Origin of the sequence: Sphingomonas sp. (genome assembly GCF_031372575.1) — a bacterium.
Lineage (GTDB): Bacteria > Pseudomonadota > Alphaproteobacteria > Sphingomonadales > Sphingomonadaceae > Sphingomicrobium.
In genome coordinates this window covers 1-12,949 of the sequence record NZ_JANMLM010000070.1, presented here as the reverse complement: position 1 = coordinate 12,949, position 12,949 = coordinate 1, and the positions used below count along the sequence as shown (strand labels likewise).

Genomic DNA, 12,949 nt, shown 5'->3' with positions numbered 1-12,949 from the left:
CACGACTACCGCCGATAGGCGAGCGTCTTGCGCACCGCCTCCTCGATCTTGCCCGGTGACGGCAGCCACGCCCGCTCCAGCTCTCGCGCGAACGGGATCGGCGTGTGCGGGCCGGTGACCATTTCAGGCGGCGCCTTCAGCGCGCCGAATGCCTTGTTCGCGACGAGCGCGGCAATGTCGGTGGCGAGGCTGCAACGCGGCGGACTTTCATCGACCACGACCAGCCGCCCCGTCTCCTCGACGCTGTCGAGAATCGCTTCTTCGTCCATCGGGCTGGTGGTTCGCAAATCAATCACGTCGCAGCCGATCCCGTCGGCGGCCAGCTTGTCGGCCGCTTTTTCGGCGAACCCGACCATGCGCCCACAGGTTACGATCGTCGCATCGCCTCCCTCACGCGTAACTCGCGCTTGCCCGAACGCCACGCGATATTGCCCGTCAGGCACCTCGCCCTTCACCCCGAACATCGCCTTATGTTCAAAGAACAATACCGGATCGTTGCCGTGCAGCGCCTCGGTCAGCAGCCCCTTGGCATCGGCCGGCGTGGCGGGCAGCGCAATCTTGAGCCCGGGCATCGCGGTCATCATCGCATAGACCGACTGGCTGTGCTGCGCCGCCGCGTTCATCCCTGCGCCATAGATCAGCCGGATCACCGCCGGGCAGCGCGTCTTGCCGCCGAACATGTAACGGAACTTGGCCATCTGGTTCCATAATTGGTCGAGGCTGACCCCGACGAAATCGGCGAACATCAGCTCCGCCACCGGGCGCTTGCCAGCCAAGGCCGCCCCCGCCGCCGCGCCAACGATCGCGCTCTCGCTGATCGGCGTGTCGATCACGCGGTCGGGGAATTTTGCCCACAGCCCGCCGGTCGCACCCCAGATGCCGCCAATCGCCTCCGGCCCGCCCGCCGTGCCCATGCCACCGACAATATCTTCGCCGAGCAGGATGATGCTCTCGTCACGCTCCATCTCGGCCATCAGGGTCGCGTTGATCGCGTCGCGGATCGACATCACCGCCATCTCAATAACTCACATAAACGTCTTCGAGGACGTCTTCGGGTTCAGGGGGCGGCGCGGCGCGGGCTTCCTCAACGCACCGGTCGATTAGGGATTGAACCTCGGCGTCGATTCGATCGAGCTCGGCAAGGTCGAACAGGGCGCGCTCGGTCACCGTTGCCCGGAACGCCTTGAGGCAATCGCGTTCTTCGCGGATCCGGTCGAGTTCTCCGACCCCGCGATAGCGCTGCGGATCGCCCTCGAAATGGCCGTAGAAACGCTCGGTGTCCAGTTCGATCGCCGCCGGTCCGCCCCCGCCCCGGACATGATCGAGCAATTCGCGCATCGCGTCGAATGTCGCGAAGAAATCGCAGCCGTCGGCGCGCCACGCCTTCATCCCGAAGGCTTCGGCGCGGCTTGCAATGTCGCGCGCTGTACCGACCGCATAGTCGGGCCCGGTATGCTCAGAATAATGGTTGTTCTCGAACACGAAGATCGCCGGCGCCTTGGTCACCACCGCCATGTTCATCGCCTCGAACGTCGTCCCCTGGTTGCAGGCACCGTCGCCCGAGAATGCAACGGCGACCTTGCCCCGCCCGTCGAGCTTGGCGCTGATTGCCGCCCCGACCGCCAGCGGTGCACCCGCGCCGACGATTCCGTTAGCACCGAGCATCCCGATCGACCCATCGGCGATGTGCATCGATCCGCCCTTGCCCTTGCACAAGCCGTCGCGACGCCCGTAAATTTCCTTCATCATCGCCGGAACGTCGCAGCCCTTGGCGATACAATGGCCGTGGCCGCGATGGGTCGAGACGATATAATCATCGTCGGCAAGATGCGCGCAAACCCCGACCGCCGCCGCTTCCTGGCCGCAATATAAATGCGTGAAACCGGCGATTTCCCCGGTCTTGATCTCGTCGTGCAGGCGTTCCTCGAACCGGCGGATGGTCGCCATCTTGGTATAAGCCTCGAGCAATTGCTCGCGTCCCAATTGGCTCACGCAACGTCCCCTTTCGCGAGATAATCGTCGACCACTTTGTGGAAGTGGCGGATGCGCAATTCCTGCTCCCCCAACCACAGGCCTTCGAACGCGCTTGAGTGCATGCCTTTCTGCACATTGGGCAGGTTGAATGCATCCTGGTCGAGCACGAGCCCGATCGACTTGTCACCATAGGTGAAATGCTGGTGTTTCGGCCGACGATATTCGACCGCCGGATCGTCCTTCTCGGCATCGGCCAGCTCGAACATCCAGATGTCGTAATACATTTTATCGGGGTCGGTCGGGTGCGGCCGCTGGCGAAACAGCATCAAATCGTCGGCGTGGGTGTTGAGCGTCACATTGGGAAAGATCATGTAGTGATAATCGTCGGTCATCTGATCGTCGTTGAGCTCCGAATAATCGCGGCCCTTCTTCTTTGCCGACTTGCGCATCTGTTTCTGGATCGCCTTGCGAATGCCGGTCATTGGCCCGTCCCAGTCGGCCGGGTCCATCCCAGCCTTTTCCATCAGGTGCATGATCGGAGGCGGGATCTGGCTCGGCAGGGGTTTGCGCGGTGAAATGGTGCCGAACGGGATCAGGTAGCGATTGTGCCGCCGGTAGCAGTCGATCTGCAGATTGACGTCGTCGAGGTACCACATCAGCTGCGGGTGAATGCCCTGGACATGATAGCTTTCGTTGAACGCGTCGACACTGGCCTTCCAGTTGCAATTCCATTCGATGGTTAGGTCGCGCACCCACCGCATCCGCTCGAAATGATAGGGGCCGAGGTGGCGCGGCAGCGGGTCGAGATATTGCTCCAGCGGCTCAACCTCGGGATCGAGCGAAAACCACACGAAGCTGCCCCATTCGCCCGCCGGAAGCGGCTGGATCCGCCCCTGCGGCGGGCAGCCCTGGGGAAAGCTCGACCGGTCGGGAATATGCTCGATCGCCCCGTCCAGCGCATAGGTCCAGTGATGATACATGCACTGGAAATTCTCGACGCCCTTGCCAATGCCTTCGGGACGAAGCCGGTTGCCACGGTGAAGGCAGACATTGTGGAACGCCTTGACCGACCCATCGGGCTGGCGAACGATGAGCACACTTTCCTTGCCGATGTCGGTACAGATATAGTCGCCCGGGTCGGGGATGTCGTCGCTGCGCCCGCCGAGCAGCCAGACTTTGGTCCAGACATGCTGCCATTCCAGCGCCATGAAGTCGCGGCTGATATAGCGCTCGACCGGGATCAGGCCATGGCCGAGATCGGGGTCGGGCGCCTTGTCGACCGGCGTGCCATTGCCCGCCGCCTTCGCGCTGACCCGTTCGATCCTGACTTGGCGCTTGACGTCCATGGCGGCCTAGAAATGGGTCCGATTGGTGAAACCGCCATCGACAATCAGGTGCGACCCGTTGACCCAACTCGCGGCGGGTGAGGCGATGAAGGCGACGCAGCGAGCAATCTCGTCAGGCTGGCCAAAACGGCCCATCGGTTGCTGACGCAGCGTCGCGTCGTAGAATTTGGTCATCGTGTCCTTGATCATTTCCCAATTGCCGCCTTCGAACTCGATCGGTCCGGGCGAAACGACGTTGACCCGGATGCCGTCCTTGCCATGCGCCAAAGCAAGCTGCTTGCCCCAAGTGACGAGCGACGCCTTCATCGCATTATAGGCCTGCGGTCCGCCCATAGCCTCACCCGCCGAGGTGGTCGCGATCAGCACAATCGATCCCGATTGCTGCTTGGCCATATGCGGCAGGACGACTTCGACCGCGCGCACCGGGCCCATCACGTCGACCTCGAATGCCTTTTCCCAATATTTCTCGCTACCCAGCCCGCCGCCCGCCGAGGTGATCGGGATAAGGATGTCGCAACCACCAAGCTGGTCGACCGCTTTCTCGATCCATTTGCGATAAGCATCGGGCTTCTTCACATCGACCGGGCCGCCGACCACCTTAGTGTCGTAGCGCTTCAGGCTGGCGACCGCGTCCTTGACCGCATCGCCGCTGCGCGCGCTGATCGCCAGGTCGCAGCCTTCGCGCGCCAGCACTTCGGCGATGGCGAACCCGATCCCGCGCGCGCCGCCGACGATGATTGCCTTTTTGCCCGCCAGTCCAAGGTCCACGCCGCTCTCCTATCGCCTGAGATCATCGTCGCGGGGCAATCGCAGAAGCTGCGCGCCGCTCGAAATCTGCTGTGTTTTGCCGAGCTTCAGCGCGTTGCACGGTTCGATCATGGATCATCCTTGCGACAGCGATTGCGACGCATCAAGAAAAAAAGCAATCCTGCTTGTTTTTCGTCATCCGGCGGGGGTGATGGTCAAGCCGTTGTCGATCACCAACTCGGCCCCGGTCACGAACCGCGATTCGTCCGACGCCAGGTACAGGACAAGATTGGCGACGTCTTTGGGGGCGCCGATCGCGCCGGCCGGAAGCACCCCATCGGGCACGTCCTGTTCTTCCCCCGGTCGGCCCATGGCGCCTTGCACCATCGGCGTTTCGATCGATCCGGGATGCACCGAATTGCAGCGGATTCCGTAGCCTTTCTGCTGGCAATGAACCGCGACCGATTTGGTCAGCGACCGAACCGCGCCTTTGGCCGCCGAATATGCGAAGAACGGCGGATAGCCGAGGTGGCTGGCGGTCGAGCTCATGTTGATGATCGATCCGCCGCCAGAGCGGGCGATTAATGGAATGCTGTGCTTGCAGCCGAGGAACACGCCCTCGCTCATCACCGATTGAACTTTCCGAAACTGCTCAAGGGTGGTCTCCTCGGGATCAGCGACAACCACGATGCCGGCATTGTTGACGAGGATGTTGAGCCCACCGAACCGTTGCTCGACCGTTGCCAGCGCCGCCTGCCAGTCGGACTCGCTCGAAACGTCGAGCTTGATCGCAATTGCTCGCGCACCGATCTGCACGGCCAGCGCTTCGGCACCGGCCATGTCGATATCCGCAATGGCGACGTTCGCGCCCTCCTCGGCGAGCAGTAGACAATCGGCCTTGCCCAATCCCGAAGCCCCTCCGGTTACCATCGCTACTTTGTCCTGAACCCGGCCCATACAGCGCTCCTTCTTGCGTCGCTCAATGAATTGCTTATGCGCCAAAGCCCGCTTGACTTGTCAAAGCAAAAACAATCATGCTTGTTTTTAATTTCAACGGAGAAAAATTGAGTGATGGCATTGTCCGCTGCCCGCAAGACCGTGCCGCGCAAGGTGCCGCCCCGTTCGCAGCAGGCATTGAAAAGCGCCCAGACTCGCGCCCGTCTGGTGGAAGCGACGATCCGCTGCCTGATCAAGTTCGGCTATTCAAGCACGACCACGCTCAAGGTGGCCAGCGAGGCGGGGTTGTCGCGCGGCGCGATGCTCCACCATTTCGACAATGGTGGTGCGCTGATGCAGGCAACCATTGCCGAGCTGATGGAGCGGCGCTTGCGCGGTTTCCGCCGGGCGGTCGAAAATCCCGCGCCCGACGTCCGCACGCTGGTGCGCACCTATTGGAAGCAATTGCTCAGCCCGACCTTCACTGCTTTTGTCGAACTGGCCATCGCGTCGCGCACCGACCAACCGCTGGCGAATATCCTTGAGCCGGCCCAGGCGCAGTTCCGCGACCGCTGGTACGAACTTGCGATCCAGCTGTTCCCCGAATGGCAGCAGGACCGCCAGAGCTTCAATTTGGCGCTGGCGCTGACCCAGAATACGATCGAGGGCATGGCCATCAACCGCATGATTCATGGCTGTGACGAAGCGATGATCGACCCGGTGCTGCAGAATCTGGAGAAGCAGATTCTCGCGCTACGCCCCAAGTTGAAGCCTTAGGCCGGTCGATGCATCGCCCAGCCAATGGCGCGTCGCAATATCTCGTGGAAAATAGGGTAATTCCACGCGCAGCGTTGCGGATGCGGCCAAAATCCGGCGAGTGGTTTGAGGTCGTAATGGCCGCGGCAATGCCCAAGCGTGCAATACAGGATCGCGCCCGCGCCGACCTGCCGCTGGTACAGGATCGGCACTTCTTCCTGATGCTGGTTGGAGTCGGCAAAGTCCGGGCATTCGCCATCGAACTCCGTGGCCATCAGCACGTCGATTTCGGCGGTGCGTTCGGACAGGTACAGTTCGTCCTCGATCGAAAAGTCGCGGAGCCCCTCGGTCAGCATATGATCGCCGCGAACGATCCGCACGGGGAATGGCGCAATCGGCGGGTGGCCGAGGAATCGCGTGCCGAGCAATTCCATGAATTCGGGCGCTTCGTCGGGCGTGGTCGCTTTTCCGTCGGCAGCGAAGCGGATGATCGAATTGGTCCCGTGAAGCGCAAGCCAGCGCCCACCGCGATCGAGGAAACGCCGCACCGCACCAAGCTCGTCCCCGACCGGGACGAGATCGCACGTGTAGGTGATCAGCAGGTCGCACTGGTCGAGCCGCGCCGTCTCGCCATAGCTGCTTGCAACGCTCGTCCGGATGACCGGATGCTCGGCCAGCAATTTGAGCAGTTCGAGCCGCGCAAAGTCGATGTCGTGATATTTCCCGGCCGCCACCAGATGTGCCTGCATGAACTACTTCCTTCGCCGTTCGCCCGCGCGAGACTAGGCACGCGCGCCGCGCTGGCAAGGGCATCGCGATGAGTGGCGGCCGCGGCCAGGGTCCGCTCGCCGGGGTCAAGGTGCTCGACCTGACCAGCGTGCTGATGGGCCCCTACGCAACCCAGATTTTTGCCGATCTGGGTGCCGACGTGATCAAGATCGAGGGGCCGGCCGGGGATACCACCCGTCACTTGCCGCCGGGTCCCGAAGCAGGGCGGGGAGCGATGTTCATCAACCTCAATCGCGGCAAAAAATGCCTTGCGCTCGATTTGAAGCAGCCCGCCGCGCGCGACGTCGTGCTGCGCATGGCGCAGCAGGCCGACGTGTTCGTTCATTCGATGCGCGCCGCCGCGATCAAGCGCCTCGGGCTCGATTATGCCGCGTTGCAAGAGCGCAGTCCGAAGCTGGTTTACGCCAATCTCTACGGGTTCGGCGCCAAGGGTCGCTATGCCGATTATCCGGCTTATGATGACATCGTCCAGGCAGCGTCAGGCCTCGCCGACCTCCAGGCCAGCCTCAACGGCGGAACCCCCGCGTATCTGGCGACCGTGGTTGCGGACAAGGTCGCTGGCCTGACCGGTGCCTATGCGATCATCGCCGCACTCTATGCCCGGGAAAAAAGCGGCACGGGCCAGGAAATCGAAGTGCCGATGTTCGAGACCATGGTCTCGTTCATGTATGCCGAGCATCTCGGCGGCTCGCTCTACGATCCGCCACTCGGCCCGCCCGCTTATCCCCGCGTCGTGGCCAAGGAACGACATCCGTATCGCACCAGCGACGGCTATCTCGCGCTGATGATCTATACCGATCGTCACTGGCGCGCCTTCTTCGACGCGATCGGCAATCCAGTCTGGTCGACCAACCCGATGTTCGCCTCGATCGGCGAGCGGACGCGCAACATCGGCGCGGTGCTCGGCCGACTGACGGACATTCTCAAGGACCGCAGCTCGGCCGAGTGGATGGAGCTGTTTCGCCGCATCGAAGTGCCCGCAATGCCGGTGATGAGCCCGACCGACCTACTGACCGATCCGCACTTGCAGGAGGCGGGATTCTGGGACGAGCGCGAGACCGCCGACGGCCGTTTGCGCTTTCCCGGGATCCCGACCGGTTTTTCGGGCACCCCCGGCGCTATTGGCGATCCGGCGCCAGCGCTTGGCGCGGACAATGATTCGGTGCTTGCCGATTATGGTTTCGCCGAGAGCGAAATCGCGGCGCTGCGCGACAGCAAAGCGTTGGTCTAATGGTCGGCAGGAACGAACAACAGCAACGGTTCGGCACCATCGCGGTCAATCCGCGCCACGACCTTCATCCCGATCGCCACCGCATCGGGCGCAACCCCATCGATCCGGCTCATCAACCGCGGCCCTTCTTCAAGCTCGACCAGCGCCACATTATACGGCGCGTCGGGCGGTCTGGGATGGACGATGCTGGTAGAATAAACCGTGCCGCGCCCGCTTGCCTTGACCCAGTCCCACGCTTCGCCGCTAAGCGGCGACGCAACTCGCGGGGGGAAGAAACAGCGCCCCGTGGAAATCTCGCGCGGCAGCATCAATCGGCCGTCGGCCAGCGCATCGCGCCACATTCGTTCGGGACCAGCCATCGCGCGACGATAGGAAGCCCGGGCCGCAGCGTCAACGATCTATGCCGATGAGCTGGCGGCCCGGCGCAACCGCGATTGTCGGCGCGGCGACCTTCGGAATCGGCACGATGCCCGGCTGGAGCGCGATCGAACTCGCCGCCCGCGCTGGCCTCGCTGCGCTCGACGATGCCGGCATTGCCCTGGCCGAGGTCGACGGCCTGTTCGGCTGCCTGCCCGATGACATGTTCGCCGGGCTCAGCATGGCCGAACATTATGGGCTGCAGCCGCGCTTCACCGATTGCAACCGGACCGGCGGATCGGCCCCAATGAGCCATCTCATTACCGCCGCCGCGCTGCTCGATCAGGGCATGATCGACGTCGCTTTATTGGTGTTCGGGTCGAACCAGTGCAGCGCCCGGGGGTCGCTTTCGACCCCGGCCCGCCCCTCGCCCTACGAAGCGCCTTATCGCCCGATCTTCCCGTTGACCGGTTATGCCTTGGCTGCGGCGCGCCACATGCACGACTATGGGACAACGCGCGAACAGCTTGCAGCGGTAGCCGTGGCCGCGCGGCAATGGGCCAGCACTAATCCCGAGGCGGTAGAGCGCGGGCCGCTATCGATCGCCGATTGCCTGGCGTCACGCATGATCAGCGATCCTTTGACGAAGGCCGACTGCTGCCTGGTGACCGACGGCGCGGCGGCAATCGTCCTGACCAGCGCCGCCCGGGCCCGGGATTGCCGCTCGGGTCCGGTCGGCCTGCTCGGTGCTGCGGCGGCAACCGATCACCATGCGATCAGCAGCATGCCGGACCTTACGACCACCGCAGCCGCCGACAGCGGCCGACGCGCGTTGGCTATGGCCGGGATCCGCCAGGACGCGATCGACGTCGTTCAATTGTATGACGCCTTCACCATCAACACGATCCTGTTCCTCGAAGATCTCGGCTTCTGTGCCAAAGGCGAAGGCGGGCCGTTCGTGGCCTCGGGGGCGATTGCACCGGGCGGCAGCCTGCCGGTCAACACCAACGGTGGCGGCCTGTCCTGCTGCCATCCAGGCATGTACGGATTGTTCGCGATCGTCGAGGCGGTACGGCAGTTGCGCGGGGATGCCGCCAACCCGATTGCGGGAGCGGAACTGGCACTGGCGCACGGCAATGGCGGCACCTTGTCGAGCCAGGCAACTGTCATCCTTGGCGGCGCAGATTCTTTGGTCAAGGTTTAGGAGATGCACTGGGACGTCTTCATCGTCGGTTCGGGCCATGCCGGCGCGCAAGCCGCGATCATGCTTCGCCAACTTGGCTTTGCCGGATCGGTCGCGCTCCTGGGCGAAGAAACCGACCTCCCCTACGAGCGCCCACCGCTGTCGAAGGATTATCTGGCCGGCGAAAAAAGCTGCGAATCGCTGGCGCTACGCCCGGCCGCTTTTTGGCCCGAACGCTCGATCGACCTGATCCCGGGGGAAACCATCGTGGCGATCGATCCCGCAGAGCATATTGTCCGCGCCGCCTCCGGTAAGCGCTTTGCTTATGGCCAGTTGATCTGGGCCGCCGGCGGTCATGCGCGGAAGCTGGGCTGTCCCGGTTCGCACCTCGCCGGGGTGCACGCGATCCGCGCCCGCGCCGACGTTGACGCGCTCCATGCCGATCTTGCCAGCGCCAGCCGGATCGCGATCGTCGGCGGCGGCTACATCGGGCTCGAAGCGGCGGCCGTGCTTCGCAAGCTGGATAAGCAGGTGACCCTGCTCGAAGCATTGCCACGCGTGCTCGCCCGTGTGGCCGGCGAGCCCTTGTCGCAATTCTTCGAAGCCGTGCATCGCGCGCATGGCGTCGACCTTCGCACCGGCGCCTCGCTCACAGCAATCGAAGGCACGTCCCGCGTCGAAGCGCTGCGCCTCGCCGACGGCACGCGGATCGCGGCCGACGTCGTGATCGTCGGGATTGGAATTGTCCCGTCGATCCTGCCCTTGCTCGACGCCGGCGCCGATGGCGGCAACGGCGTCACCGTCGACGAATATTGCCAAACCAGCCTGACCGACATTTTTGCGGTGGGGGATTGTGCGCTTCACCACAGCCGCTTTGCGCCCGGCGCGCCGGTGCGAATCGAATCGATTCAGAATGCCAGCGACATGGTGACCACCGTCGCGCGTTTCATCGTCGGCGACCCCGCCCCGTATCGTGCGACCCCATGGTTTTGGTCGAACCAGTATGACCTCAAATTGCAGACCGTCGGCCTGTCGACCGGCTACGATTCGACCGTCCTTCGCGGCGATCCTGACACCCGCAGCTTTTCGCTCATCTATCTGTCTGGCTGCGCGGTGATCGCGCTCGATTGTGTCAATCGCGTCAGGGACTATGTACAGGGCCGCGCATTAGTCGAGGCGCGCGCGGCAATCGACCCGATGCTGCTCGCCGACCCCGAAATCCCCTTGAAATCCCTCTTCCAGAAGGCCTGACCATGCCGACCATCAATGTCACCAAACGCGACGGCTCGATCCACGTCCTCGATGGACAAGGCGACTTGTCGCTGATGCAAAATCTGCGCGACGGCGGGATCGATGAAATCCTCGCTTTGTGCGGCGGTTGTGCCAGTTGCGCGACATGTCACGTCTATGTCGACGAGGCGTGGCTCGGCCAATTGCCGTCGATGAGCGCCGACGAGGATGACTTGCTCGATTGCTCGGGCGCGCGGCAGGCCAACAGCCGCCTGTCATGCCAAATTCCGTTCACCCCCGACCTCGCCGGCATTGCCGTCACCGTCGCGCCCGAAGACTGATCCGCAAATTTGTTCGAGCGAGTGGCGCATGTCCTAGGCTAAGTCATTGTATTCATTAAATAAATTGGCGGAGACGGAGGGATTCGAACCCTCGATACAGTTTAACCCGTATGACGCTTTAGCAAAGCGTTGGTTTCAGCCACTCACCCACGTCTCCGGCTGCGGCAGTCGGCGGGCTGTAGCGAAGGGAAGGGCGCGGTTCAACCGGGCGATTGGCTCAATTGTTCTGAATGTTGGAACGGGTCTTGGTTATCGTCTTCGCCGCCGCTCCGGCGGTTGTGCATAGCCCGTCGGTATTGGCGAGCGAGATTGACCGCCAGCCATCCTCTCCCATCACGGCGCGTGAGCCCTTGAGCGTCTTGACGTCGTAGGTCGGTTTGATCGCGCTCAATTGCGGCGTGGCGGCGCCCCATTCCTTAACGAAGGTGACCGGCTTGTGCTGGCGTTTGCCGGTCGCCTGACCCGAAGCGGCGTCGCGCGGGCCCTTCACCTGGTACGAGGCCTGGGTCAATTTGCCGTCCGAGCAGGCGAGTTTGAGATAAGCGTCATCGGGAACGCCGTCGCCGTCGAGATCGCCAGTCTGGACGACAATATAGGTCGCCGGGCTGGTCGGGGACGGGCTGCCGACCGAGACGATCGTCGCCACTTCCCAATCGTCGAGCGCCATGGTCTTGGTTGCGGCGGCGGGTGATGCGAGCGCGAACAAGGTGATGAGCAACATGAGCGGTCTCCTCGTGGCTGATGCCCGGAACATTGCGCCTCCGTTTCGAGTCGCGCAATGGCCGATCAGGCGAGGCGCCAGCCGAGCTCCTGCCCGGCATGAAACGGGATCAGGTCGCCAAACGCATCGGGAACCTGGTTTGGCGCGCGCCGCAGCGTCACGGTGCCCGCGTTGAGCGGCAGGCCGTAGAAGCGCGGGCCATGCTCCGAAGCGAAGCCCTCCAGCCGGTCGAGCAAGCCTTCCTCGTCGAACACCGCCGCATAGCTTTCGAGCGCGAACGGGGCGTTGAAGATGCCGGCGCAGCCGCACGCACTTTCCTTGGCGTCGCGAGCGTGGGGCGCGCTGTCGGTGCCGAGGAAGAATTTCGCGCTGCCCGAGGTGGCGGCGGCGCGAACCGCAAGGCGATGCTCCTCACGCTTCAGCACTGGCAGGCAATAGGCATGGGGGCGAAGGCCGCCATCGAACAAGTCGTTGCGGCTGAGGTGGAGATGCTGCGGGGTGATGGTCGCGGCGATGGTGGCGGGGGCATCGGCGACGAACTGGGCGGCTTGCCTGGTGGTGATATGCTCGAACACGATCTTGAGCGCCGGAAAGTCGCGGATCAGCCCGGTGAGGATGCGGTCGATGAACGCCGCCTCGCGATCGAACACGTCGACTTCCGGGTCGGTTACCTCGCCGTGGACCAGCAGCGGCATGCCGATCGCCTCCATCCGCGCGAGCGCGGGGCAAAGGTTGGCGATGTCGGTCACGCCGCTCGCGCTGTTGGTGGTCGCGCCCGCCGGATAGAGCTTGGCCGCGACCCACACGCCTTCCGCATGGCCGCGCGCGAGCTCGTCTGGGTCGGCTTGGTCGGTCAGGTAAGCGGTCATCAGCGGGGTAAAGTCGGGGCCGGCGGCGGCGATGATCCGGTCGCGGTAAGCCGCGGCCAGCGCGACGCTCGTCACCGGCGGCGCGAGGTTGGGCATGATGATCGCGCGGGCGAACTGCCTCGCGGTGTATTGCGCGACCTTCGCCAACATCGCGCCATCGCGCAAATGGACGTGCCAGTCGTCGGGGCGGCGGATGGTGATTGTATCGGTCACGCGAGCCTCTTAGCTAAGGGTGATGGCTCAAACCACCCTCACCGACCGCACTGTCATCCGTCTGTCAGGCGAGGACGTGCGCGGGTTCCTCGACGGGCTGGTGACCAATAGGCTCGAGACGCTCCCCGCTTACGCCGCGCTGCTGACGCCGCAGGGCAAGGTGATCGCCGATTTCATCATCTGGGGTGATGGCGATGATGTGTTACTCGATGTAGCGGATGCGGATGCGGAGGCGCTGGTGAAGCGGCTGTCGATG

Annotated in this window: 14 protein-coding genes, 1 tRNA gene and 1 pseudogene; 6 read left to right on the top strand and 10 right to left on the bottom strand. The window is 63.5% G+C overall.

What is annotated here, in order from left to right:
• Positions 1–5: 5 nt before the first annotated feature.
• The 5 genes from RMN73_RS06550 to RMN73_RS06530 all read right to left on the bottom strand — a co-directional run bounded on the left by RMN73_RS06550 (position 6) and on the right by RMN73_RS06530 (position 5,024).
• The gene (locus RMN73_RS06550) at positions 6–1,016 is read right to left on the bottom strand and encodes an alpha-ketoacid dehydrogenase subunit beta (protein ID WP_309602516.1); all 1,011 of its coding nucleotides are present in this window, start codon (positions 1,014–1,016) and stop codon (positions 6–8) included.
• A gap of 1 nt (position 1,017) precedes the next feature.
• Complete coding sequence (locus RMN73_RS06545) at positions 1,018–1,947, bottom strand: thiamine pyrophosphate-dependent dehydrogenase E1 component subunit alpha (RefSeq protein ID WP_309602559.1); 930 nt, start codon at positions 1,945–1,947, stop codon at positions 1,018–1,020.
• A 41-nt stretch (positions 1,948–1,988) separates the two neighbouring features.
• Complete coding sequence (locus tag RMN73_RS06540; protein WP_309602515.1) at positions 1,989–3,320, bottom strand: aromatic ring-hydroxylating dioxygenase subunit alpha; 1,332 nt, start codon at positions 3,318–3,320, stop codon at positions 1,989–1,991.
• A gap of 6 nt (positions 3,321–3,326) precedes the next feature.
• On the bottom strand, positions 3,327–4,088 hold the full coding sequence (locus tag RMN73_RS06535) for an SDR family oxidoreductase (RefSeq protein WP_309602514.1): 762 nt from the start codon (positions 4,086–4,088) through the stop codon (positions 3,327–3,329).
• A gap of 174 nt (positions 4,089–4,262) precedes the next feature.
• Entirely contained in the window at positions 4,263–5,024 is a 762-nt protein-coding gene (locus tag RMN73_RS06530; RefSeq protein ID WP_309602513.1) for an SDR family oxidoreductase, read from the bottom strand.
• A gap of 114 nt (positions 5,025–5,138) precedes the next feature.
• Between RMN73_RS06530 and RMN73_RS06525 the strand changes: the two genes are divergently transcribed.
• Positions 5,139–5,780: a TetR/AcrR family transcriptional regulator gene (locus tag RMN73_RS06525; RefSeq protein WP_309602558.1), complete on the top strand. Its 642-nt coding sequence runs from the start codon at positions 5,139–5,141 to the stop codon at positions 5,778–5,780.
• On the opposite strand, the gene RMN73_RS06520 is transcribed toward RMN73_RS06525, so the two are convergent.
• Positions 5,777–6,508 (bottom strand): ThuA domain-containing protein, encoded by a 732-nt coding sequence (locus tag RMN73_RS06520; RefSeq protein WP_309602512.1) that lies wholly within the window; start codon positions 6,506–6,508, stop codon positions 5,777–5,779. The genes RMN73_RS06525 and RMN73_RS06520 overlap by 4 nt on opposite strands.
• A 68-nt stretch (positions 6,509–6,576) precedes the next feature.
• On the opposite strand from RMN73_RS06520, the gene RMN73_RS06515 reads away from it, so the two are divergent.
• A complete protein-coding gene (locus tag RMN73_RS06515; RefSeq protein ID WP_309602511.1) occupies positions 6,577–7,779 on the top strand; it encodes a CoA transferase in 1,203 nt (400 codons plus the stop codon).
• Here the strand turns inward: RMN73_RS06515 and RMN73_RS06510 are convergent.
• A complete protein-coding gene (locus RMN73_RS06510) occupies positions 7,776–8,138 on the bottom strand; it encodes an OB-fold domain-containing protein (RefSeq protein WP_309602510.1) in 363 nt (120 codons plus the stop codon). The two genes, RMN73_RS06515 and RMN73_RS06510, sit on opposite strands and share 4 nt — an antisense overlap.
• Positions 8,139–8,185: 47 nt before the next feature.
• Between RMN73_RS06510 and RMN73_RS06505 the strand changes: the two genes are divergently transcribed.
• From RMN73_RS06505 to RMN73_RS06495, 3 genes are read left to right on the top strand one after another with little or no spacing between them, the layout of a single operon-like run.
• Positions 8,186–9,340: an acetyl-CoA acetyltransferase gene (locus RMN73_RS06505; RefSeq protein WP_309602509.1), complete on the top strand. Its 1,155-nt coding sequence runs from the start codon at positions 8,186–8,188 to the stop codon at positions 9,338–9,340.
• Positions 9,341–9,343: 3 nt separating this feature from the next.
• On the top strand, positions 9,344–10,570 hold the full coding sequence (locus tag RMN73_RS06500) for an FAD-dependent oxidoreductase (RefSeq protein ID WP_309602508.1): 1,227 nt from the start codon (positions 9,344–9,346) through the stop codon (positions 10,568–10,570).
• 2 nt (positions 10,571–10,572) lie between these two features.
• Entirely contained in the window at positions 10,573–10,890 is a 318-nt protein-coding gene (locus RMN73_RS06495; protein WP_309602507.1) for a 2Fe-2S iron-sulfur cluster-binding protein, read from the top strand.
• 65 nt (positions 10,891–10,955) lie between these two features.
• Here RMN73_RS06495 and RMN73_RS06490 read toward each other — a convergent pair.
• The 3 genes from RMN73_RS06490 to pyrC all read right to left on the bottom strand — a co-directional run bounded on the left by RMN73_RS06490 (position 10,956) and on the right by pyrC (position 12,693).
• A tRNA-Ser gene (locus tag RMN73_RS06490) sits at positions 10,956–11,047 on the bottom strand.
• 60 nt (positions 11,048–11,107) lie between these two features.
• Complete coding sequence (locus RMN73_RS06485) at positions 11,108–11,611, bottom strand: hypothetical protein (protein WP_309602506.1); 504 nt, start codon at positions 11,609–11,611, stop codon at positions 11,108–11,110.
• Positions 11,612–11,676: 65 nt separating this feature from the next.
• Positions 11,677–12,693, bottom strand: a complete 1,017-nt coding sequence (pyrC, locus tag RMN73_RS06480) for a dihydroorotase (protein ID WP_309602505.1) — start codon at positions 12,691–12,693, stop codon at positions 11,677–11,679.
• Between the two features lie 22 nt (positions 12,694–12,715).
• Here pyrC and RMN73_RS06475 point away from each other — a divergent pair.
• A pseudogene (locus RMN73_RS06475) lies at positions 12,716–12,949 on the top strand (folate-binding protein); the annotation flags it as partial.